The following is a 19,990-nucleotide window of genomic DNA, read 5'->3' as shown; positions in this document are numbered from 1 at the left end:
CGCCCACAGCCGAAGCCGCGCCGACACCGTCCACCGATGACGCAGGCCCCTCATCCGGTCCTGCGGACCACCTTCTCCCCGCAGGCGGGGAGAAGAAAGTGGAGCCCGTCGCCGAGGCTGTAACTGCCGTGCCAGCCGCTGCCGCCGGTAAGATCGCCGTCTCCAAAGCAGTCGAGCGCGTGGAGGAGAAGGCGCCCGAGCCACAACCGCCCGAGCCGCGCAAGCCATGGTTCCAGCGCCTGCGCGACGGCCTGTCGCGTTCATCGCGCGAGCTGCGCGATTCCATCGCCGGCGTGTTCACCAAGCGCAAGCTGGACGACGACACGCTTCAGGACCTGGAAGACGTTCTTCTGCGCGCCGATCTCGGTCTTGAGACCGCGATGCGCGTCACCGATGCGCTGGCGTCGGGCCGCTACGGCAAGGATGTGTCAGGCGAGGAAGTGCAGGCCATCATGGCCGAGGAGATCGAAAAGGTGCTGGCGCCGGTCGCCATGCCGCTCGAGCTCGACCTGTCGCACAAGCCACACGTCATTCTAGTGGTCGGCGTCAATGGTACTGGCAAGACCACCACCATCGGCAAGCTGGCTGCAAAGCTCACCGAGGGCGGGCTTTCGGTGACGCTGGGCGCGGGCGACACGTTCCGCGCCGCGGCGATCGAACAATTGAAAATCTGGGGCGAGCGCACCGGCTCGCCGGTCGTTTCCTCCAAACTCGGCGCGGATGCGGCGGGCCTTGCCTACGATGCCTATGAAAAGGCGAAGGAGGCCGGCTCCGATGTGCTCATCATCGACACCGCCGGCCGGTTGCAGAACAAGGCCGAGCTGATGGCGGAGCTTGAGAAGATCGTGCGCGTGCTTGGCAAGCACGATCCCGATGCGCCGCACACTGTCCTCCAGACGGTGGATGCCACCACCGGACAGAATGCCCTTAATCAGGTCGAAATCTTCCGCAATGTTGCGGGCGTCAACGGTCTGGTCATGACCAAGCTCGACGGCACGGCGCGCGGCGGTATCCTTGTTTCCATCGCCGCCAAGCACAAGCTGCCGGTCTATTTCATCGGCGTCGGCGAGCAGGTTGACGATCTCGAACCCTTCTCGGCGAGTGATTTCGCCAAGGCGATTGCAGGAGTTCAGTAAGCGTGAGCGAAAAACCCGTCTTCGAACGCGATCCCGCCGATCCCAGGCGCAAGGAGATCAACCCGATCCTCAAGCTGGCGCTGGAGCTGGGGCCGCTCATGGTGTTCTTCTTCGCCAATTCGCGCGGCGAGTGGCTGGTGGAGCGCTTTCCGGCGCTGGGCAATCTCGGCGGCCCGCTCTTCGTGGCCACCGCGCTTTTCATGGCCGCCACGGCCATCGCGCTGACAGCGTCATGGATTCTCACCCGCACACTGCCCATCATGCCGCTTGTCTCGGGTGTGGTGGTGTTCGTGTTCGGTGCGCTGACACTCTATCTGCACAGCGAAATTTTCATCAAGATGAAGCCGACCATCGTCAACACGCTGTTTGGCGTGGTGCTTCTGGGCGGTCTTGCCTTCGGCAAGTCGCTGCTTGGCTATGTGTTCGATTCCGCCTTCAAGCTGGATGCGGAAGGCTGGCGCAAGCTTACACTTCGCTGGGGTCTGTTTTTCATCTTTCTGGCGGTGGTCAACGAGGTGGTGTGGCGGATGTTCTCCACCGATACCTGGGTCGCCTTCAAGGTGTGGGGCATCATGCCGATCACCATTCTCTTCACGATGAGCCAGATGCCACTCATCATGAAGCACTCGCTGGAAGAGCCTACGAAGTGAGCTATCCGGACGCATCCCGCCTTGCGGCGGCGATGGCGTCGTCCAGCCGGCTGTAGAACCGGAGCGCCGGCGGTTTTAGCCCGTGGGTGCGCAGCAATTTGCGCATCGGCTGGCTCGCCCCCACGAGATAGACATTCGTTCCCTGCTGGCGCGCCTTGCGCACGAAACCTTCGATGGTCGCGGCTGCAGTGGAATCGAGAAGGCTTACCGATCTGATGTCGATGACAAAGGCTTTCGGTTGACTGCCGATCCGGTCGAGCGCCGCTCCCACCGTAGCCGCCGCCCCGAAGAAGAATGCGCCGGCAATGCGGTAGACAACCACATCGTCATCCGTCGCGTTCGCCGCCGAATAGGGGCCTTCGCCGCTGTCTGGCTGGTCGGTCAGCGATGAAACGCCATGCTCCACGCGCACCGCTTCCGACATGCGGTGCAGAAAGAGCAGCGCGCCGAGACCGAAGCCCACCAGGATGCCCTCCGTCAGGTCGCGGAACACCACAAGCAGGAACGTCACCAGAAGCACGATTGCATCGCCCCATGAGGAGCGTAGCAGGGCGGCGAACTGGTGCTTCTCCGCCATATTCCAGGCCACCACGGCCAGTATGGCGGCAAGGGCCGAAAGCGGGATGAAGCGTGCCAGCGGCGCAGCCACCAGCATGAACGCCAGAAGAAACAGCGAATGCAGCATGCCCGAAACAGGGCCGCGTGCGCCAGCCCGCACATTGGCCGCCGTGCGCGCGATGGTTCCGGTCACGCAGAAACCGCCAAACAGCGCCGAACCGATATTGGCTGCCCCCTGCGCCACCAACTCACTGTTGGAGCGATGCCTGCGGCCCGTCATGGAATCGGCCACCACCGCTGAAAGCAGGCTCTCGATGCCACCCAGAAGCGCAAACGAAAGTGCGGCGGGCAGAACGGCAATGATCTTCTCGGTGCTCAGGTCGGGCAGGTGTGGGGCAGGCAGCATTTTTGGAATGCCGCCGAACCTTGTCCCGATGGTTTCCACCGGCAGGCCAAACACCCAGGCGACAAGCGTGGCCGCTACCACGGCGATCAGAAAGCCCGGCCAGTGCGGCCGCCAGCGGCGCAGCCCGATGATCACCGCCACCGAGCCAAGCGCCAGCAAAAGTGCTGAGGCGTTCACCGTCGGGGCGGCCTCCGCCAGCGCCTGCAGTTTGGGGATGAAAGGTCCGGGCTCCGCACCCGTCAGCGTCAATCCAAAGAAATCCTTGAGCTGGCTCGTGAGGATGATCACGGCGATGCCGGAGGTGAAACCCACGGTGACGGGATAGGGCACATACTTGATGAAAGTTCCCAGCCTCAAGACACCGATGGCAAGCAGGATGAAGCCCGACAGAAAAGTGGCGAGGATCAGCCCGTCCATGCCGTGCGCCTGAACCGTTGCGAATACGAGAATGATGAAGGCCCCCGCCGGCCCGCCGATCTGGAACCGGCTGCCGCCGAGGGCGGAGACCAGAAACCCTCCCACGATGGCGGTGTAAAGCCCGCGCTCCGGTCCCACGCCAGACGCAATGGCGATGGCCATGGACAGGGGCAGCGCGATGATCGCGACCGTCAAGGCTGCAACAATGTCGGCCCTGAACGCGTCGAGGCCGTAGCCCTCGCGCAGCACGGTCAGCAGTTTTGGTGTGAAAAGATCAATGAAACCCGGGCGCGTTGCGCTCGCCTGCATGGGAAAGCCTCATACCATCCGCAGCGGAAGGCCGTCGGCGTCTTGCAGGCGGTCGCCGTTGCGTTCTCATCGTTTCCCGCAGTTCCGGATGCAAAACCGGTTTCCACTTTTGCTGGAACTGCGTTGTCTCAGACGGATTTCGCCTTTGCCGGGGTCGGCTCCCTGAACCGTACGCCGCGTCCGGTGCCGAGGCTGGGCGCATGGTCGCCGATCAGCTCTATGCCAGCTGCCCCCAGCGCTTCGACCACCTTGGAAAGCGTGTCGACAACACCGCGCACATTGCCTTCGCTCGCCTCCATCCTCTGAATGGTTGGCAGGGAAACGCCCGAAAGCTCGGCCAGTTGCTTCTGGTCAATGCCCAAAAGGGCTCGGGCAGCGCGCATCTGTGCGGCGGTTATCATTGGCGCTCCGTCTTTTAATTTAGATATATTGATTTAGAATTGATGTCTAGAACATCAATTATGAGGTTCTGAATTGGTCATACGCCGAAGACTCCGATCACTGCACCCATGACAAGCGCGACGCCAAGCCAATGGCCGGCATCGATCAGGGTCAGGTTCCAGCCAAAGCCTTCATAGCGCTGGTTGACTGCCACGGTCGTGGCCATGAAGCCCAGCCAGATGAAGGCACCGGAGACGATGCCATTCCAGAACGTCACCTGGCCCGCGCCCAGATGGCCGATCACGCCGGCCAGAACCCATGCCATGATCAGCTCGGCCACGAACGAGGTGATAAAGAGCGACGGTTCCATCCTGGCGTCTTCGGGCTTGATGCGAGCGGCCTTCATCCATGGCTTGCCGAGCGCGCCGTAATAAATGGCGCCGAACATGAACGCTGCGATGGCGGCAACGAGGATGGCGAGATAGTTGAGACCGGCGAAATCCATGGGGTTCTCCTCACATGTCCAGCAGGGTGGATTGAACCCGCACTCCACAAAGCGGTCAAGCGAATTGCCAGACGGTTGTGCGCTTCACCTCTGCGTCTTCGAGCGCACGGGTCACCGGCACGATATAACTCGCCAGTTCGGCAAGGTGTGCGCGTGGCAGGTAGCTGCGCCCCGGATCGCCGACAAAGACCGTCGCGCCTGCTTTCGGCAGGCGCTCGAACCATGGCACCAGCGCGTCGGTCATCGCCCGGTCGTAGAAAACGTCGCCGGCAAGCACCACATCCCATTTGCCTGTTGCGTCGGTGAGGTCGTCCTGCGTGGTCTCGAACTGCACATCGTTTGCGGCCATGTTCAGCGCGCAGGCCGGGGCGCTGAACGGGTCTATGTCCGCTGCCAAAACATGTTTAGCGCCTGCCTTCATGGCGGCAATGGCGACAAGACCGGATCCGGTTGCAAAGTCGAGAATGCTTTTCCCGCGCACGGTTTCGGGGTGGTCGAGGATGTAGCGCGAAAGCCCCTGTCCGCCTGCCCATGCGAAGGCCCAGAAAGGCGGCGGCAGGCCGATCGCGGCAAGCTCCTCCTCTGTGCGTTGCCACAGATCATGGGCCTCATCGGCCAGATGGAGCGCGATTTCGGGCACATGCGGCGGGCGCGTCAGCGCTGTGTTGGCGTGGATGAACGCCGCCGCATTGTCCGGGGTGACGCGCCTCATGAGCGCGTTCTCAGGGAATTTTCTTGAGGCCGCCCATACGGCAGATCTCGGCCCATTCGTCCGGTTGCACTGGCTGCACGGAGAGCCTCGAATTGTTGACCAGGATCATTTCCGAAAGCGCTGGATTGGCCTTGATCTCGGCCAGCGTGACCGGGCGGGGCATGTCCTCGACGGCGCGAATGTCCACGCATTCCCAGCGCGGGTCATCCGTCGTGGTGTCGGGATGCGCCAGCGCACACACTTCCACGATGCCCACCACGGAAGTTTCCTTGACCGAGTGGTAGAAGAAGCCGAGATCGCCAAGCTTCATCTCGCGCATGTTGTTGCGTGCCTGATAGTTGCGCACGCCGTCCCACTGCTCCCCTTCTGCGCCTTTTTTCTTCTGCATTTCCCACGACCAGGTGGAAGGCTCGGATTTGAACAGCCAATAGGCCATCACGCATTCTCCGGATTGTTGAAGACCCAGTTCCAGGCCCGTATTTCAACGGATTCGAACAGGCCCGCAAGAGCATAGGGGTCCGCTGCAGCGATCAGTTCCGCTGCTGCCTGGTCCTCGGCCTCCACTGCAACAAGGCTGCCACAGGGTTTGCCCTCATCGTCAAGGAATGGCCCGGCGAATTTCAGCGCGCCGTTCTCATTGAGCCCGTTGAGATAGCTTACATGTTCGGGCCGTGTGCTCATGCGCGTTTCCAGATGGCCGGGCTTGTCGCGGCAGATGATGGCGAAGATCATGGTTTTCCCCCTTTTGTCAGGTTTCGCTCTTGAGCGGACGTGAAAGCAGCGTCTCCATGGCCGTCTGCACGGTGAGCCGGCCTTTCAGAAGTTCCGTCACGCTTTCGATGATGGGCGCTTCGAGGCCGCGTTCGCGCACGATGCGCGCGGCGATGCCGGCCGTATGGGCGCCTTCGGCCAGTGGCCGGCCCTCAAGTTTCTCGCCGCGTCCTAGTGCGGCGCCATAGGCAAAATTGCGCGATTGCTCCGAGCCGCAGGTCAGGATCAGGTCACCGAGACCGGAAAGCCCCATCAGCGTGTCGGGGCGCGCGCCGAAGGCCTCGCCGATCCGGCGCAACTCCACGAAGCCACGGGTGATGAGCGCTGCCGATGCGCTGGCGCCAAGGCCCGCGCCATGGGTTGCGCCGGCGGCGATGGCCAGAACGTTTTTTAGCGCGCCGCCGATCTCCACGCCCGTCAGATCGTCGGTCGAATAGCAACGCAGGCGCGGTGCGGAGAGCTGTTCGGCGAGTGTAACTGCCAGATCGGTATTTTGCGCCGCCACCGTCACGGCGGTTGGCAGGCCGCGCGCAAGATCGCTGGCAAAGCTCGGGCCGGAAAGGGCGGCGACCGGGTTTTCAGGCAGCATCTCGGAGGCGATTTGCGACATGAGCCTGCCTGTCTCTCGCTCAATCCCCTTGGCGCATAGCACGATGGGGATGCCTTTCGGCGCATGCGGCCCGGCATCGGCGAGAACCGTCCGCAGGGTCTGTGCAGGTGTCACCGCGAGAATGCAGTCGGCGCCCGTGAGTGCATCCTGCATGCTACTCGTTGCCACAAGCCGCTTATCAAGCGGGACCCCGGGCAGATAGCGTTCGTTGATGTGATTGGCATTGATCGCGTGTGCCAGTGCCTCATCCCGCGCCCATAGCCCTGCGCGGTGCCCGCCCGTGAGCATGGTTGCGCCGAGCGCCGTGCCCCACGCGCCAGCACCCAGAACGGCGATGATCCATGGTTTTCTCATGCCTTGGCTCCACGTTTGCCCGCGCCGAAAAGCGGTGCTGATGCATGATCCAGCGGCCAGCGCGGGCGAGGCGCGAAGCCAAGACCGTCTTCTTCTTCAAGGCCTGCTTCCAGCCGCTCCAGCCCAGCCCAGGCGATCATCGCGGCATTGTCTCCGCACAGGCGCAGCGGTGGGGCGATGAGCCTGAAACCGGCGTTGACGCAGAGTGTATCGAGTGCTGCGCGGATCGCCTGATTGGCCGCCACACCGCCTGCCACAACAAGGATCGGAGTTTCGAGATCGGGATGCGCCTCGCGGAAGCGTGCAAGACTTCGCGCCACCCGGTCGGCCAGCGTCTCGGTCACGGCTTGCTGAAACGAGGCGCAGATGTCGGCAATGTCTCGTTCGCTGAGCGGTGCAAGCGCGGTGGCTTCCCGCCTCACGGCTGTCTTGAGACCGGAGAAGGAGAAATCAGGCCTCGCTTCGCCTTTGAGCGGACGCGGAAAGGCGAAACGTTCCGGGTCGCCATCCGCTGCCGCCTTTTCCACGCTGGGGCCGCCGGGATAGGGCAGGCCAAGGAGTTTTGCCGTCTTGTCGAATGCCTCGCCCAGTGCATCGTCGATGGTCGAGGCCCAGCGCTGATAGCGCCCGACGCCTTCCACATGAACGATCTGCGTGTGTCCACCGGAGACGAGCAGAAGCAGATAGGGAAATTCGATTCCGTCGGTCAGCCGGGCGGTCAGCGCATGGCCTTCCAGATGATTGACCGGAACAAGCTTCTTGCCGCTCGCTGCCGCAATCGCCTTGGCGGTGGTCAGGCCGACGATCAGCCCACCGATGAGGCCGGGTCCGGCCGTTGCGGCGATGGCGTCGATGTCTTGTAGCGAGAGGCCGGCTTCATCGAGTGCGGCTTTCACCACACCGTCGAGCGCCTCTACATGCGCGCGCGCGGCGATCTCCGGCACCACGCCGCCAAAGGCGGCATGGTCGGCGATCTGGCTCAGAACCACATTGGACAGGATTTTTGTGTCGTTGCCCGATTTCTCGATCACGGCCGCCGCCGTTTCGTCGCAACTCGTCTCGATGCCAAGGATGCGCGTCATTCAGACTTACCTGCTCATGTTGCCGTCGCAGCCAATCCCCGTTAGGGGTGTGGTGCATCCGGTTCGGATGCGGGGTTAGCACGGACATGACGGCATGCAAACTGATGTGGTGAAGATTGGAACGCGCGGAAGCGCTCTGGCAGTGGCTCAGGCTGCCGAGGTGCGCGCGCGCCTCATGGCGGCACACGGCCTGCCAGAAGAGGCGTTCGAGATCGTCGTCATCTCCACCTCCGGCGACCGCATTCAGGACCGCCCGCTCTCGCAGGCCGGCGGCAAGGGGCTCTTCACCAAGGAAATCGAGGAAGCCATGCTCGATGGCCGCATCGATCTGGCTGTACATTCCTCCAAGGACATGCCCACCGTACTCCCTGATGGTCTGGAAATCTCTGCCTTTCTGGAGCGCGAGGATGTGCGCGACGTTTTCATCGGGCGCTCCATCGCCAAACTTGAGGATCTGCCGCAGGGCGCCAAGCTCGGCACCTCGTCGCTGCGCCGTCAGGCGCTGGTGCTTCGTCTTCGCCCCGATCTCGAAGTGGGCATGTTTCGTGGCAATGTGCAGACGCGGCTCCGGAAGCTGGAGGAAGGCGTTGCCGAAGGTACGCTTCTGGCGCTTGCCGGGCTCAACCGGCTTGGCATGCCGCACATCGCCACCGAGGTGATGGACCCCGAACGTTTTCCGCCCGCACTCGGGCAGGGCGCGATCTGCATTGAAAGCCGCATCGGCGACCGGCGCATCGGATCGATGATCGCGGCCATTCATCATGCCGAGACCGGTGACGCGCTTCTCTGCGAGCGGGCCTTTCTTGGTGCGCTTGACGGTTCCTGTCGCACGCCCATTGCGGGGCTTGCCCGCATCGAGGGCGACAGACTGCGGTTCTCCGGCTTGATTCTCACGCCCGATGGCCGCGAAACCCATGAAATTGCAACCGAAGGCCTCGCGGTGGATGCTATCCGTCTCGGCGCGGAGGCTGGTGCAGAAATCCGTGAGAAGGCCGGCACACGTTTCTTCGACAGCTGGCAGTGAGATGCGGCGGGTGCTGGTCACGCGCCCCGAACCGGGCGCTTCGGAAACCGCCGCCAGGCTCATTGAAATGGGTTTTGAGCCGCTCGTCCTGCCGTTGACGGAAACCGTGCCACTGCATCCTGCCATCGCCACCGAACAAGTGGATGTGGTGGCCGTGACCAGCCCCAACGCAATCCGCCATGCGCCACAATCTGTTTTCGATGCATTGAAGGGCAGGCCGGTCTTCGCCGTGGGGCGCCGCACGGGTGAGGCCGTGCGCCTGGCGGGGCTCAACCTGGTAGACGATGAGGCAGGCGACGCTGAGAGACTGGCAGCGCGCATCGATGCCGCTTTCACGGCTCCCGCCCATGTAACGGTGCTGTGCGGGCGTGTACGCCGCGATGTGCTGGAAACGCGGCTTCTTGCAGCAGGCCACCGGCCACGTCTGATCGAGATTTACGACACGCTGCTGCTGGAGCCTTCAGATGCCGCTATCCAGTCGGTGATTGGCGAGTGGCCGGTCGATGACGTGTTGCTCTACTCGGCCAATGGCGCGGAACAACTCAGGCGGTCCATGGCGCGGTCTGGTATGGGAACAAAACTGGCGGCTGCGACATTTTATTGTCTCTCAGAGCGTATTGCCGGGGTTTTGGGTCAGGATGTCGCAAAAACCGCTCGAATTGCGGATTTTCCGTCGGAAGATCGTCTGCTCTTTCTGCTAAAGACGTAGCCGCAATCCTGTGGGCCCCTGTTTTCACCACATAGGGGTGTGATAGGAACTTATATGCACTGCACATAGTGCAGGATCAGTCCTTTGCAGCGGAGTTGCCTGATGGTCAAAACGCCGAGAACGCGTCATTCCAAAACCCAGAAGGAGCCAGTGACCATTGATCTGGATCCCGATCAGGTGAAGAAGGAAAAGGTCGACAAGCCTGACGCGCCCGGTGAAGCTACCAAACAGGCAGCCGGGCAGGACACGCAAATTGGCGTTGAAGCGAAGCCGGAGGCGTCCGGGACAGAGACATCTGCCAAGCCCGCCTCCTCTACCGCTCCAAAAGGCGAAAAGCCTGCTGCCGCGTCCAAAGACAAGCCCGCGAACAAGGATGCCGGGTTCGGACGCGACGCAAAAGCTGGCGGTGCAAACGTCAGCAAGGGCGATGCTGGAAAGAAATCCGAAAAACCTGAGGACGCCCCGCCCGCCACAGGTGGCGGCGGCGCCGGCCGTGCGGTTGCCGGTGGTGTTGTGGGCGGCCTCATGGCGCTTGCACTTGCCGGTGGCTTGCAATGGGCAGGAATCCTGCCGGCTCCAGACAGGGGCGGCGATGCGGCCGATCCGGCGGTGGAGTCGCTGCGCCAGCAGGTTGCAGCCCTTGAAAGCAGGTTGAGCGATGAGCCCGCCACCGGAGGTAACACCGAGGCGGTTGCGACCGCTCTGAGCGAGGCGCGTGAGCGTGCCGAGGCCACCGAGCGGCGCCTTTCCGAGCTGGGAAATGAGATAACGGCGCTGCGCGAATCGATCTCCTCAGGCGAAGCCGGCGAGGGGCCGGGGCTCGAGGCTGTCTCGAAACGGCTTGCCGCACTTGAAGAACAGACGCAAAGCCTTTCTGCAGGCGGAGGGGCTGGAGCCGCGCTTGAAGATGTAACCTCCCGGATCTCGTCGATAGAGGCCGGCGTGCGGGAAGCATCCGAGGTGGCCGGTACGGCGCGTAAGACGGCGTCTGACAACGCTGCGGCTCTTTCCGCGATCAAGACCGAAGTCGATGCGCTGAAGGCGCAGGTCGAGGAGGCGGATGCCGCACCGCGCATGGCGCTGGTCATTGCCGCGACCACACTGAAATCCGCTGTGGAGCGCGGTACGCCCTATGCCAGCGAGCTTGAGACCTACACCGCCATCGCACCCGAGGGTGAGGCCGAGGCGCTGGCGCCGCTTGAGGCCAACGCGAGCTCCGGTGTGCCAAGCCGCGCGACGCTTGCTGCCGAGGCGCCCGAAGTGGCGAGTCGTATCGTGGCCGCCACCACCCGCCGGGCCGGCGACGGCGAGGGCGGTATCATCGACAATCTGATGGCCAGCGCCCGCTCGCTCGTGGTGGTGCGGCCGGTGGGCAGCGTCGAAGGCGATGGGCCGGATGCGATCGCCGCTCGCATGGAGGCGGCTGTTGTCGCAAATGATTATGAAAAGGCGCTTGCCGAATACGAGACGCTGCCGGAGGCCGGAAAAGAGGCAGCCGCCGATTTCGTCGAAAGGCTCAGGGCCCGTCACGCCGCCGATCAGATATTGAACAGGGCGCTCGCCGATGCGCTGAAGGGGGCATAAGCGCAGATGTTCCGTATTCTCTTCTACCTTGTTGTTGTCTTCCTTCTGGGGCTAGGCTTTGCCTGGCTCGCCGAGCGTCCGGGCGATCTCGTCGTCACCTTTGCGGGCTATCGATATGAAGTTTCTCTCATGGTGGCCGCGGTCGCGATCGTCGCGATCGTCGCGACGGTGATGATCCTGTGGTGGCTGATCCGCAGCATCTGGACGAGCCCCTATGCCGTTGCCCGGTATTTCCGCGTGCGTCGCCGCGATCGTGGCTATCAGGCGCTTTCCACCGGGATGATAGCGGCTGGCGCCGGTGATGGCGGTCTGGCGCGGCGCATGAGCCAGCAGGCGGCCAAGCTGATCTCTTCGGATCAGGAGCCGCTCATCCATCTTCTCGATGCGCAGGCAGCATTGCTGGACGGTGATCGGCAGGCGGCGCGCGACAAGTTCACCGCCATGCTCGACGATCCCGAGATGCGCCTTCTGGGTCTCCGCGGACTTTATCTCGAGGCCGAGCGAATGGGTGAGCGCGAGGTTGCCCGCCACTATGCCGAACGGGCGGTGCAAGATGCCCCTCAGCTCGACTGGGCCGTGAATGCCGCCCTTGACGGGAAAACGGCAGAAGGTGACTGGGATGGAGCATTAACGCTGCTCGGCAGCCGCAAGCCGACCGGCAAGGATGCGCGCGAGAGCGTCACAGACCGTCGTGCCGTGTTGCTCACCGCCAAGGCTCTCGATGTGCTGGATGCCGATCCGCAGGCTGCGCGCACCGCAGCCATGGAAGCACACAAGCTGCGGCCTGATTTTGTGCCTGCGGCTGTGACTGCTGCGAGGGCGCTTTTCCGCCAAAATGAGTTGCGCAAGGGTTCAAAAGTTCTGGAGACCGTCTGGAAGAAGGAACCGCATCCCGAAATTGCAGAAGCTTATATCCATGCCCGCCCTGGCGATTCCACGCAGGACCGTCTGGCGCGCGCCAAGAAACTCCAGTCGCTGAAGCGCAACAATGTGGAATCGGCGCTGATCGTTGGCCGTGCGGCGCTCGACGCTGGCGAGTTCAAACTCGCGCGTGAATCCTGCGAGGCGGCCGCCCGGCTCGGGCCGCGCGAAAGCGTCTATCTCCTGATGGCCGACATCGAGGAAGCCGAGACAGGAGATCAGGGGCGGGTACGCCAGTGGCTTGCCAAGGCGTTGCGTGCGCCGCGTGATCCTGCGTGGGTGGCCGATGGCTATGTGGCAGAGCGCTGGGCGCCGATCTCGCCCGTCACCGGCAAGCTTGACGCCTTCGAGTGGCGCATGCCCATGGAGCGGCTGGCGCAGGTGGTCGAAGGCGATGAAGATTTCTCGCCGGCCCCTGCCATCGCAGCGCCAAAGGGTGCGGAAGAAACGCGTGAACCCGATGAGCCGGCAGCCGATCCAGTGGTAATCGAGGCAGAGCCTGTCGAAGCAGAAAAGCCGAAAGACGCAAAGCCGGAAGAAAAGGCAGCGGATACGGGAGTCGGATCGCAGAAGCCTGCGCCGCAGGCGAAACCCGTCCCGGTCAACGGGCTGAAGACAGATGCTTCATCGAAAGACGAACCAGTCAAACCGCCATTGCCTGATGACCCTGGCGTGGACCCGGATGACAAGAACGGCTCGACGCAAAGCCCCTTCCGCCTATTCTAAGAGTGAGATACCGCGATTCGCCCCAGGGCGGGTCGCTACTCCACGTGATCCGAACAGCAGGCCCTCATGTTCGACAGCATTCTGTCCTTTCTGAAAGATCTTCCAGGCAGCAGCCGCCAAGCGACGGTGAAGCCGGAAGATGATCCGCGTGTGGCTGCCGCCGCATTGCTTTTCCACGTTCTCGATGCTGATGGCATTCGTGAAGCATCTGAGGTTGAAAAGCTCAGGGAGACCCTGTCCAGCACCTACAATCTGACGGGAGTGGAACTCGAGAAGATCCTCAAGGCCGGCGAGAAAGCCGAGCAGGAGGCGATCGACCTTTATGCCTTTACCAGTGTTCTGAAACGGCACCTCGACGCCGATGCAAGAAAGGCCTTCATCGGTCTCATGTGGGGCATCGTCTTTGCCGATGGCGAGATGCACGAACTGGAGGACAACCTTGTCTGGCGCGTGGCCGAGCTCATCGGTGTCGACAACCGGGACAGGGTAATCCTGCGCCAGGAAATGCAAGAGAAACACGCCAAGAGCTGATTGCCATGGGGACCGAGCCGAGCCGCAAGATTCTAATCGTCCTGCATCAGGAAACATCCAGCGCGGGCCGTGTTGGTCAGGTTCTGGCGTCGAGCGGTTTCTCTTTGGACGTCCGCCGTCCGCCGCTGGGTCATCTTCTGCCTGAAACGCTTGAAGATCATGCTGGCGTGGTGATGTTCGGTGGCCCCATGAGTGCCAATGATCATGATGATTTTGTAAAGCACGAAACCGATTGGCTCGCCGTTCCACTGCGGGAGAACAAACCTTTTCTTGGCATCTGCCTGGGCGCGCAATTGCTGGTGAAGCATCTGGGTGGACAGGTGAGGAGCCGTGATGACGGGCTGGTCGAGATCGGCTGGTATCCGCTGCGCGCGACGGACGCCGGGCGCAAGCTGCTCCATTGGCCCGAAATGGTCTATCAGTTTCACCGGGAAGGGTTCTCGCTACCAAAGGACGCCACGCTCCTCGCCACCGCCGAGCATTATCCCAACCAGGCGTTTCGCTATGGCGAAAATGCCTGGGGCGTTCAGTTCCATGCCGAGCTCACCCGCGCCATGATGCAGCGCTGGGTGGTGCGTGGCGCGCATCGTTTTGTCATGCCGGGCGCGCAGCAGGGCCGCGATCATCTGGGCGGCCGTCTCATATGGGACCGTCACCTGAAACAGTGGCTGGTGGAGTTTCTGGAACTGATTTTCGGGCGCGAATGCACCGGAACGCTGCAGGCCGGCGACCAAGCGACGGGGCAACACCCGGTCGGCCGGCGTATGGTCGGGCGCAGGGGCGTGGCCTGATCGAAACGCGCCTCCTCGGGGTCAATGCTTCCGCGAAAGCTCCCGCGTGGCCGCTTCCAGTCCCGCGAGCGTCATTGGATACATGCGGCCTGAGAAAATCTCCTGCAGCATCTGGATCGAGTGTGTGTAGCGCCAGTGTTTTTCCGGCACCGGGTTGAGCCACACCGCATTCGGCCATTGCTGGAGAACGCGGTTCAGCCAGATATGGCCGGCTTCCTCGTTCCAGTGCTCCACCGAGCCGCCCGGATAGGCGATTTCATACGGGCTCATTGAAGCATCACCAACGAAAATGACCTTGTAGTCGGGCCCGAATTTGTGAAGCACGTCGAAAGTGGGTGTTACTTCGGAATAGCGTCGGCGGTTGTCCTTCCATACGCCCTCGTAGAGGCAGTTGTGGAAGTAATAATATTCCATGTGCTTGAACTCGGCGCGCGCCGCCGAAAACAGCTCTTCCACAATGCGGATGTGATCGTCCATCGAGCCGCCCACATCGAAAAACATCAGAAGCTTCACCGCGTTGCGCCGTTCGGGTCGGGTTTTGACATCCAGATAGCCGTGTTCGGCGGTGGCCTGAACTGTGCCGGGCAGGTCGAACTCTTCCACCGCGCCCTCGCGCACCCAGCGGCGTAGCCGCTTCAGCGCCACCTTGATGTTGCGCGTGCCGAGCTCCACCGCATCGTCGAAATTTTTGAACTCGCGCTTGTCCCACACCTTTACCGCGCGGCGGTGGCGCGATTCATGCTGGCCGATGCGCACGCCTTCGGGATTGTAACCATAGGCGCCAAATGGAGAAGTGCCGGCGGTGCCGATCCACTTGTTGCCACCTTGATGCCGCCCCTTCTGCTCGGCAAGACGCTCTTTCAGTGTTTCCATGAGCTTTTCGAAGCCACCCATGGCCTCGACCAGCTTTTTCTCTTCCTCGCTGAGGTGCTTTTCCGCCAGCTTGCGCAGCCATTCCTCGGGAATCGCGTGCGGTTCGACGCCGTCCCCGCCCGACACCGCTTCGACACCCTTGAAGACATGCGAGAACACCTGATCGAACCGGTCGATATGCCGTTCGTCCTTCACCAGCGTCGCGCGAGCGAGATAATAGAATGCCTCCACATCATAGGAGACAAGCTCCTTCTCCATCCCCTCCAGCAGCGAAAGATACTCACGCAGCGAAACAGGAATACGCGCGGCTTTCAGCTCGAGGAAGAAGGGGATGAACATTTTGATTAAAAACTTTCAGCTGGCGTTTGGCTCACGTTGGAACAAATCCCATACAACAGGAGCCATGGAAACGGATCAATTGCATTCCCTGATACGTTCGGCGGAGTCCCTCATCGGTTTCTGGTGGCAGGATGACCGTAAGAATTGGTGCGCCTATTGCGGAATTCCGATGCGGCGTCGCGCCACCGTGGGCAAACCTTTGCCACTATCCAAGGCAACACGCGATCATGTTGTCCCTCGTGTCTACGCTCCCGGTTTACACACCCTGCCATGCTGTCTTGAATGCAACCATGCCAAGGGCACCCAGTCTGTTGCGGAGTTCCTTTCCAGCACGTACTTCGCTGAGAAGAGGAAGCGGAAACATCGCCATCAATGGCCCCTCCCTCATCTGTGGTTTGTTGCCGGGCTCGCCTATTTGAAGAAAAGTTACACGCTCAACGGACAGGTCCGGAAGGGCGAGCGTAAAACAACGGGTACCGGGCCTAGCGCCGCTGGTACTTGATGAATGGTGTCAGCTTCGCGATCCGGTCATAGAGTTTGCGAGCGGTTTCGTTGAAATCCTGCGTCATCCAGTAGACGTTGGCTGCACCTGCCTGGTCCGCCTTTTCGTATACGGCCTCGATGAGAGCCCGGCCTATGCCCTGTCCACGCACGGAAGGATCGGCGTAGAGATCCTGCAGATAGCAGTTGTTGCCCACGGTCCAGCAGGTGCGGTGGAACATGTAATGCACCAGACCGACAGGCTTTCCGTCAATCTCCGCGATCAGCCCGTTCGGCTCGTATTCGCCATTATCGAAGAGCCGCCTCCATGTCGTGGCATAGACCTCTTCGGGCACGCTCGTCTTGTAAAATTCCAGATAGGCGGTCCAGAGGCGGCGCCATTCCGGCTCGTCGGTTCTTGCGAGCGGACGGATGCTGATAACGGTCATGGTGTTCTCCCTCATGGTCGAAGCACTGTCGGGGGATGGTGCTCCGGCTGCAAGGGCCAGGAAGGCGGAGGCTTTGCGCCTATTGCCGTCGCGCCATGAAGGCGAGTTTCTCGAAGAGGTGAACGTCCTGCTCGTTCTTCAACAGCGCGCCATGCAGACGGGGCAGGGCGTTCTTTGCTTCGCCGCGGAGGTCTTCTGGCTCCACGTCTTCTGAAACCAGAAGCCGGATCCAGTCCAGCGCCTCGGAGGTGGAGGGCTTTTTCTTCAGCCCCGGCACGTCGCGGATTTCATAAAACTGGCTGAGGGCCGCCGAAACCAGGTTCTTCTTGATGCCGGGATAGTGAACCTCGACGATCTCGGACAGCGTTTCGGCATCGGGAAAGCGGATATAGTGGAAGAAGCAGCGGCGCAGAAAGGCGTCGGGCAGCTCCTTCTCATTGTTCGACGTGATGATGACGATGGGGCGGTGGATTGCCCTGACCGTCTCGCCGGTCTCGTAGACAAAGAACTCCATCTTGTCGAGTTCCTGCAACAGGTCGTTGGGGAATTCGATATCGGCCTTGTCGATCTCGTCGATCAGGAGAACGGTTTTGCGGTCTGCCGCGAAGGCTTCCCACAGTTTGCCGCGTTTGATGTAGTTCTTGATATCGTTGAAGCGCTCATCGCCGAGCTGGCTGTCGCGCAGGCGCGAGACGGCGTCATATTCATAAAGGCCCTGTTGAGCGCGCGTGGTGGATTTGACATGCCATTCGATCAGATCGAGCCCCAGGGATGCCGCCACCTGCCTGGCAAGCTCGGTCTTGCCTGTGCCGGGCTCACCCTTCACCAGAAGCGGGCGCTCCAGCGCGATTGCCGCATTCACGGCCACCATCAGATCCCTGTCGGCGACATAATCCGCCGTGCCTTCAAAACGCATGCGCATCAGTCCTTGCGGTGTTGTTCCAGCTCAAATTTCGAGCGCGACCCTATTGGGTGAATTTTGCTGGCGCAAGTGCGCGAATGCCACTGGCGGAGCAGGGGGCGGAAGCCTATATTGAATTTGCGGTCTGCGCTTCCCGACAGGAATCTAATTCCCCGGGGCCTTATCGATCCTTAAGGGAGCTGTCCCTGGTCTCGCCCGTGGGCTTGGCTACACGGCGCCCACCTACTTTGTAGGTTCCCGGGATCGTGTATTCCATCGGTCGCCGTGGATCGCCACTCTTTTCCTTTCTCTCTGCAGTTTGCCTGTTTATCGTGGCGTGATGTCGAGACGCGCAATACACCTTTCCGCATGACCACTCCACGCGATCTGAAAAAGCAGCTTCGTTCAGCAGCGCTTGCGCGCCGCGATGCGCTGGATGCCGGATGGCGCGCCGAGGTCGGGCAGCAGCTTGCCGCACATGCGGTCGCAGTGGCACCTGCGCCAGGTGGTGTGGTTTCAGGTTTCTGGCCGATGCGTTCGGAAATGGATGTGCGTCCGCTGATGTCGACACTTGACGCAAGGGGCGCACGGATCGCGCTGCCCGCCATTCTGGATAAAACGACGATCGTTTTCCGCGAATATGTGCCCGGTGCGCCGATGGTCGATATGGGGTTCGGAACCATGGGCCCGGACGAGGAAGCACCGGTGCTCGATCCCGATGTGATGCTGGTGCCGCTCGCCGCCTTCGATGCACGCGGCCATCGCATCGGCTATGGGGCGGGCTACTATGACCGGGCCATCGCTCGGCTGAAGGCGAAGGGCTGCGCGCCACGCCTGATCGGCATCGCCTTCGACTGTCAGGAGGTCGAACACGTGCCCGACGAGGAGCATGACCAGCCATTATCGGAAATTCTCACCGAGACGGGCCTGCGGCGTTTCGATGGGGCCTGAAAGGCATTTCCACTTTTCACCGATGCCCCAATTGCTTTAGATCGCCGTGCGTCCATCCGGACGCRCAAAGGACGATCYAGACTATCAATGGGGCATCGGAATAATCCGAAAACCGGATTCCACTTTTTGGTCCGATGCTCTAGAAGCGGCGCATGAGATTTTTGTTTCTTGGCGATATGGTCGGCCGTGCGGGCCGCACGGCGGTCTGGGAAAAGCTCCCGGGCCTGATTTCGGATTTCCGGCTGGATTTCGTGGTGGTGAATGGTGAGAACGCGGCAGGCGGTTTCGGCATCACCGAGGAGATTTTCCGCGCCACGCTCGATGCCGGCGCCGATGTGGTGACAACGGGCAATCACGTCTGGGATCAGCGCGAGGCGCTCACTTTCGCTCCGCGCGAGGAGCGGTTTCTCCGCCCGGCGAATTTCCCCAAGGGCACTCCGGGCCGCGGTTCGGGTGTCTATATGGCGAAGAATGGCGCAAGGGTTCTGGTTTCCAACATTATGGGCCGGGTCTTCATGCATCCCGAGCTCGATGATCCCTTCGCCTGCGTGGAGGATGTGCTGGCTGCCTGTCCGCTTGGCGATCAGGCGGATGCCGTCATTCTCGATTTTCATGCCGAGGCGACGTCCGAGAAGATGTGCTTTGGCCATTTCGTCGATGGGCGGGCGAGCCTTGTCGTCGGCACGCACACGCATCAACCGACCGCCGATCACCAGATCCTCAACGGAGGCACAGGCTATCTCTCCGATGCCGGCATGTGCGGCGATTACGATTCTTCCCTCGGCATGGACAAGGAAGAACCGCTGAACCGCTTCACCGCAAAAGTGCCCAAGGGGCGCTTCGAGGCGGCGTCCGGCCCTGCTACGATCTGCGGTGTCGGCCTGGAGATTTCCGACCGCACAGGTCTTTGCGAAAAGATCGCGCCGTTGCGGCTTGGTCCCCGGCTTGAGGAAACCGTTCCCGCCTTCTGGCGTTGACGCTGGGCGCGTGCACGCATAACTCTGCGAAACGCTATATTTTGAACAATTGCCAGCGAGGGGTGCTGCAATGGAATGGCTTGCCGGTCACTTCGAGTTTGTCTCCAATCCGGAAGCCTGGGTCGCGCTTGTGACCCTGGTGGTGCTTGAGATCGTTCTCGGCATCGACAATCTGATCTTCATCTCCATCCTCACGAACAAGCTGCCCAAGGAGCAGCAGGCACGGGCGCGGCGCATCGGCATCAGCGGAGCGCTGATCCTGCGGCTCGCTTTGCTTGGCACCATCTCCATCATCGTACAGCTCACCGAGCCGGTGTTCGAACTGTTCGGCCACGGTTTCTCCTGGCGCGACCTGATCCTGATTGCCGGCGGTCTCTTCCTTGTCTGGAAGGCCACGAAGGAAATTCACCATTCGGTCGATCCCGACGATGGCAAGGAAAACATGATGGGCAAGGTCACGATGACGGCTGGTGCGGCCATTGTTCAGATCCTGCTTCTCGACCTGGTGTTCTCGATCGATTCCATCATCACCGCCGTCGGCATGACCGATGAGATCGCCATCATGTTCATTGCCGTCATCTCGGCCGTGACCGTGATGCTGATCGCCGCGGAGCCTCTGTCGCGCTTCATCGCGGCCAACCCGACCGTGGTCATGTTGGCGCTCGCTTTCCTGCTGATGATCGGCATGACGCTTATCGCAGACGGCATGGGCTTTCATGTGCCCAAGGGCTACATCTACGCCGCCATGGGCTTCTCGGCGCTGGTCGAGGGGCTCAACATGCTGGCTCGGCGCAAGCGGGCGCGTGACAAGGCTCTGGCAGAAGGTTCGGCCGAATAGCTACG

23 protein-coding genes and 1 other RNA gene are annotated in these 19,990 nt (G+C 61.7%); 13 read left to right on the top strand and 11 right to left on the bottom strand.

Annotated features, from left to right (window positions below; translation table 11 throughout):
• Both ftsY and HF949_RS00875 read left to right on the top strand, forming a co-directional pair.
• Nucleotides 1-1,136, top strand: a 1,136-nt coding sequence (gene ftsY, locus HF949_RS00880) for a signal recognition particle-docking protein FtsY (RefSeq protein WP_292897713.1), incomplete at its 5' end; no start/stop codon positions are given.
• Between the two features lie 2 nt (nucleotides 1,137-1,138).
• Nucleotides 1,139-1,786 (top strand): septation protein A, encoded by a 648-nt coding sequence (locus HF949_RS00875; RefSeq protein ID WP_292897711.1) that lies wholly within the window; start codon nucleotides 1,139-1,141, stop codon nucleotides 1,784-1,786.
• A 1-nt stretch (nucleotide 1,787) separates the two neighbouring features.
• Here HF949_RS00875 and HF949_RS00870 read toward each other — a convergent pair whose 3' ends face one another.
• The 8 genes from HF949_RS00870 to tsaD all read right to left on the bottom strand — a co-directional run bounded on the left by HF949_RS00870 (nucleotide 1,788) and on the right by tsaD (nucleotide 7,891).
• Nucleotides 1,788-3,476 (bottom strand): SulP family inorganic anion transporter, encoded by a 1,689-nt coding sequence (locus HF949_RS00870; RefSeq protein WP_292897709.1) that lies wholly within the window; start codon nucleotides 3,474-3,476, stop codon nucleotides 1,788-1,790.
• Between the two features lie 128 nt (nucleotides 3,477-3,604).
• Entirely contained in the window at nucleotides 3,605-3,877 is a 273-nt protein-coding gene (locus HF949_RS00865) for a helix-turn-helix domain-containing protein (RefSeq protein WP_292897707.1), read from the bottom strand.
• Nucleotides 3,878-3,954: 77 nt separating this feature from the next.
• Nucleotides 3,955-4,362 carry a DUF1761 domain-containing protein gene (locus tag HF949_RS00860; protein ID WP_292897705.1) on the bottom strand — a complete coding sequence of 136 codons (408 nt, stop codon included), beginning with the start codon at nucleotides 4,360-4,362 and terminating at the stop codon, nucleotides 3,955-3,957.
• Between the two features lie 55 nt (nucleotides 4,363-4,417).
• Nucleotides 4,418-5,074, bottom strand: a complete 657-nt coding sequence (locus HF949_RS00855; RefSeq protein ID WP_292897703.1) for a class I SAM-dependent methyltransferase — start codon at nucleotides 5,072-5,074, stop codon at nucleotides 4,418-4,420.
• A 10-nt stretch (nucleotides 5,075-5,084) separates the two neighbouring features.
• On the bottom strand, nucleotides 5,085-5,510 hold the full coding sequence (locus tag HF949_RS00850; RefSeq protein ID WP_292897701.1) for an EVE domain-containing protein: 426 nt from the start codon (nucleotides 5,508-5,510) through the stop codon (nucleotides 5,085-5,087).
• Nucleotides 5,510-5,806 (bottom strand): YciI-like protein, encoded by a 297-nt coding sequence (locus HF949_RS00845; protein WP_292897699.1) that lies wholly within the window; start codon nucleotides 5,804-5,806, stop codon nucleotides 5,510-5,512. Before HF949_RS00845 ends, HF949_RS00850 begins: the two co-directional genes overlap by 1 nt.
• 16 nt (nucleotides 5,807-5,822) lie before the next feature.
• Nucleotides 5,823-6,809 carry an NAD(P)H-dependent glycerol-3-phosphate dehydrogenase gene (locus HF949_RS00840; RefSeq protein WP_292897697.1) on the bottom strand — a complete coding sequence of 329 codons (987 nt, stop codon included), beginning with the start codon at nucleotides 6,807-6,809 and terminating at the stop codon, nucleotides 5,823-5,825.
• On the bottom strand, nucleotides 6,806-7,891 hold the full coding sequence (gene tsaD / locus HF949_RS00835; RefSeq protein WP_292897695.1) for a tRNA (adenosine(37)-N6)-threonylcarbamoyltransferase complex transferase subunit TsaD: 1,086 nt from the start codon (nucleotides 7,889-7,891) through the stop codon (nucleotides 6,806-6,808). The genes HF949_RS00840 and tsaD overlap by 4 nt, the downstream gene beginning before the upstream one ends.
• Before the next feature lie 94 nt (nucleotides 7,892-7,985).
• On the opposite strand from tsaD, the gene hemC reads away from it, so the two are divergent.
• From hemC to HF949_RS00805, 6 genes are all read left to right on the top strand, one after another.
• The gene (gene hemC, locus HF949_RS00830; RefSeq protein WP_292897693.1) at nucleotides 7,986-8,915 is read left to right on the top strand and encodes a hydroxymethylbilane synthase; all 930 of its coding nucleotides are present in this window, start codon (nucleotides 7,986-7,988) and stop codon (nucleotides 8,913-8,915) included.
• A 1-nt stretch (nucleotide 8,916) separates the two neighbouring features.
• Nucleotides 8,917-9,624 carry a uroporphyrinogen-III synthase gene (locus tag HF949_RS00825; protein ID WP_292897691.1) on the top strand — a complete coding sequence of 236 codons (708 nt, stop codon included), beginning with the start codon at nucleotides 8,917-8,919 and terminating at the stop codon, nucleotides 9,622-9,624.
• 150 nt (nucleotides 9,625-9,774) lie between these two features.
• A complete protein-coding gene (locus HF949_RS00820) occupies nucleotides 9,775-11,208 on the top strand; it encodes a COG4223 family protein (RefSeq protein WP_292897689.1) in 1,434 nt (477 codons plus the stop codon).
• A gap of 6 nt (nucleotides 11,209-11,214) precedes the next feature.
• On the top strand, nucleotides 11,215-12,855 hold the full coding sequence (locus tag HF949_RS00815; protein WP_292897687.1) for a heme biosynthesis protein HemY: 1,641 nt from the start codon (nucleotides 11,215-11,217) through the stop codon (nucleotides 12,853-12,855).
• 66 nt (nucleotides 12,856-12,921) lie between these two features.
• Nucleotides 12,922-13,386, top strand: coding sequence for a TerB family tellurite resistance protein (locus HF949_RS00810; RefSeq protein ID WP_292897685.1), 465 nt, complete (start codon nucleotides 12,922-12,924; stop codon nucleotides 13,384-13,386).
• Between the two features lie 5 nt (nucleotides 13,387-13,391).
• Nucleotides 13,392-14,177 (top strand): glutamine amidotransferase, encoded by a 786-nt coding sequence (locus tag HF949_RS00805; RefSeq protein ID WP_292897683.1) that lies wholly within the window; start codon nucleotides 13,392-13,394, stop codon nucleotides 14,175-14,177.
• A 21-nt stretch (nucleotides 14,178-14,198) separates the two neighbouring features.
• Here the strand turns inward: HF949_RS00805 and HF949_RS00800 are convergent, their stop codons facing one another.
• A complete protein-coding gene (locus tag HF949_RS00800; protein ID WP_292897681.1) occupies nucleotides 14,199-15,389 on the bottom strand; it encodes a vWA domain-containing protein in 1,191 nt (396 codons plus the stop codon).
• Here HF949_RS00800 and HF949_RS00795 point away from each other — a divergent pair.
• Nucleotides 15,382-15,891, top strand: a complete 510-nt coding sequence (locus tag HF949_RS00795; RefSeq protein WP_292897679.1) for a hypothetical protein — start codon at nucleotides 15,382-15,384, stop codon at nucleotides 15,889-15,891. The two genes, HF949_RS00800 and HF949_RS00795, sit on opposite strands and share 8 nt — an antisense overlap.
• Here the strand turns inward: HF949_RS00795 and HF949_RS00790 are convergent.
• Together HF949_RS00790 and HF949_RS00785 are read right to left on the bottom strand one after the other, a co-directional pair.
• Entirely contained in the window at nucleotides 15,872-16,318 is a 447-nt protein-coding gene (locus HF949_RS00790) for a GNAT family N-acetyltransferase (RefSeq protein ID WP_292897677.1), read from the bottom strand. The genes HF949_RS00795 and HF949_RS00790 overlap by 20 nt on opposite strands.
• A gap of 79 nt (nucleotides 16,319-16,397) precedes the next feature.
• On the bottom strand, nucleotides 16,398-17,234 hold the full coding sequence (locus HF949_RS00785) for an AAA family ATPase (protein WP_292897675.1): 837 nt from the start codon (nucleotides 17,232-17,234) through the stop codon (nucleotides 16,398-16,400).
• Between the two features lie 124 nt (nucleotides 17,235-17,358).
• On the opposite strand from HF949_RS00785, the gene ssrS reads away from it, so the two are divergent.
• The 4 genes from ssrS to HF949_RS00765 all read left to right on the top strand — a co-directional run bounded on the left by ssrS (nucleotide 17,359) and on the right by HF949_RS00765 (nucleotide 19,985).
• Nucleotides 17,359-17,515: non-coding RNA, 6S RNA (gene ssrS / locus HF949_RS00780), on the top strand.
• Nucleotides 17,516-17,588: 73 nt separating this feature from the next.
• On the top strand, nucleotides 17,589-18,170 hold the full coding sequence (locus tag HF949_RS00775) for a 5-formyltetrahydrofolate cyclo-ligase (RefSeq protein ID WP_292897673.1): 582 nt from the start codon (nucleotides 17,589-17,591) through the stop codon (nucleotides 18,168-18,170).
• Between the two features lie 152 nt (nucleotides 18,171-18,322).
• Complete coding sequence (locus HF949_RS00770) at nucleotides 18,323-19,147, top strand: TIGR00282 family metallophosphoesterase (protein ID WP_007007096.1); 825 nt, start codon at nucleotides 18,323-18,325, stop codon at nucleotides 19,145-19,147.
• Nucleotides 19,148-19,217: 70 nt separating this feature from the next.
• Complete coding sequence (locus HF949_RS00765; protein ID WP_292897670.1) at nucleotides 19,218-19,985, top strand: TerC family protein; 768 nt, start codon at nucleotides 19,218-19,220, stop codon at nucleotides 19,983-19,985.
• Nucleotides 19,986-19,990: the final 5 nt, after the last annotated feature.

The organism is Nitratireductor sp. (genome assembly GCF_017794765.1).
Lineage (GTDB): Bacteria > Pseudomonadota > Alphaproteobacteria > Rhizobiales > Rhizobiaceae > Nitratireductor.
Note: the sequence above shows the minus strand (reverse complement) of the source record. Positions and strands in the feature narration are given on the sequence as shown.

What these genes read in the sequence shown, in the direction of transcription:
- HF949_RS00870 (WP_292897709.1), bottom strand. Translation starts at nt 3,476, where the DNA reads ATGCAGGCGAGCGCAACGCGCCCGGGTTTCATTGATCTTTTCACACCA.
- HF949_RS00865 (WP_292897707.1), bottom strand. Translation starts at nt 3,877, where the DNA reads ATGATAACCGCCGCACAGATGCGCGCTGCCCGAGCCCTTTTGGGCATT.
- HF949_RS00860 (WP_292897705.1), bottom strand. Translation starts at nt 4,362, where the DNA reads ATGGATTTCGCCGGTCTCAACTATCTCGCCATCCTCGTTGCCGCCATC.
- HF949_RS00855 (WP_292897703.1), bottom strand. Translation starts at nt 5,074, where the DNA reads ATGAGGCGCGTCACCCCGGACAATGCGGCGGCGTTCATCCACGCCAAC.
- HF949_RS00850 (WP_292897701.1), bottom strand. Translation starts at nt 5,510, where the DNA reads ATGGCCTATTGGCTGTTCAAATCCGAGCCTTCCACCTGGTCGTGGGAA.
- HF949_RS00845 (WP_292897699.1), bottom strand. Translation starts at nt 5,806, where the DNA reads ATGATCTTCGCCATCATCTGCCGCGACAAGCCCGGCCATCTGGAAACG.
- HF949_RS00840 (WP_292897697.1), bottom strand. Translation starts at nt 6,809, where the DNA reads ATGAGAAAACCATGGATCATCGCCGTTCTGGGTGCTGGCGCGTGGGGC.
- tsaD (WP_292897695.1), bottom strand. Translation starts at nt 7,891, where the DNA reads ATGACGCGCATCCTTGGCATCGAGACGAGTTGCGACGAAACGGCGGCG.
- hemC (WP_292897693.1), top strand. Translation starts at nt 7,986, where the DNA reads ATGCAAACTGATGTGGTGAAGATTGGAACGCGCGGAAGCGCTCTGGCA.
- HF949_RS00825 (WP_292897691.1), top strand. Translation starts at nt 8,917, where the DNA reads ATGCGGCGGGTGCTGGTCACGCGCCCCGAACCGGGCGCTTCGGAAACC.
- HF949_RS00815 (WP_292897687.1), top strand. Translation starts at nt 11,215, where the DNA reads ATGTTCCGTATTCTCTTCTACCTTGTTGTTGTCTTCCTTCTGGGGCTA.
- HF949_RS00810 (WP_292897685.1), top strand. Translation starts at nt 12,922, where the DNA reads ATGTTCGACAGCATTCTGTCCTTTCTGAAAGATCTTCCAGGCAGCAGC.
- HF949_RS00805 (WP_292897683.1), top strand. Translation starts at nt 13,392, where the DNA reads ATGGGGACCGAGCCGAGCCGCAAGATTCTAATCGTCCTGCATCAGGAA.
- HF949_RS00795 (WP_292897679.1), top strand. Translation starts at nt 15,382, where the DNA reads ATGAACATTTTGATTAAAAACTTTCAGCTGGCGTTTGGCTCACGTTGG.
- HF949_RS00800 (WP_292897681.1), bottom strand. Translation starts at nt 15,389, where the DNA reads ATGTTCATCCCCTTCTTCCTCGAGCTGAAAGCCGCGCGTATTCCTGTT.
- HF949_RS00790 (WP_292897677.1), bottom strand. Translation starts at nt 16,318, where the DNA reads ATGACCGTTATCAGCATCCGTCCGCTCGCAAGAACCGACGAGCCGGAA.
- HF949_RS00785 (WP_292897675.1), bottom strand. Translation starts at nt 17,234, where the DNA reads ATGCGTTTTGAAGGCACGGCGGATTATGTCGCCGACAGGGATCTGATG.
- HF949_RS00775 (WP_292897673.1), top strand. Translation starts at nt 17,589, where the DNA reads ATGACCACTCCACGCGATCTGAAAAAGCAGCTTCGTTCAGCAGCGCTT.
- HF949_RS00770 (WP_007007096.1), top strand. Translation starts at nt 18,323, where the DNA reads ATGAGATTTTTGTTTCTTGGCGATATGGTCGGCCGTGCGGGCCGCACG.
- HF949_RS00765 (WP_292897670.1), top strand. Translation starts at nt 19,218, where the DNA reads ATGGAATGGCTTGCCGGTCACTTCGAGTTTGTCTCCAATCCGGAAGCC.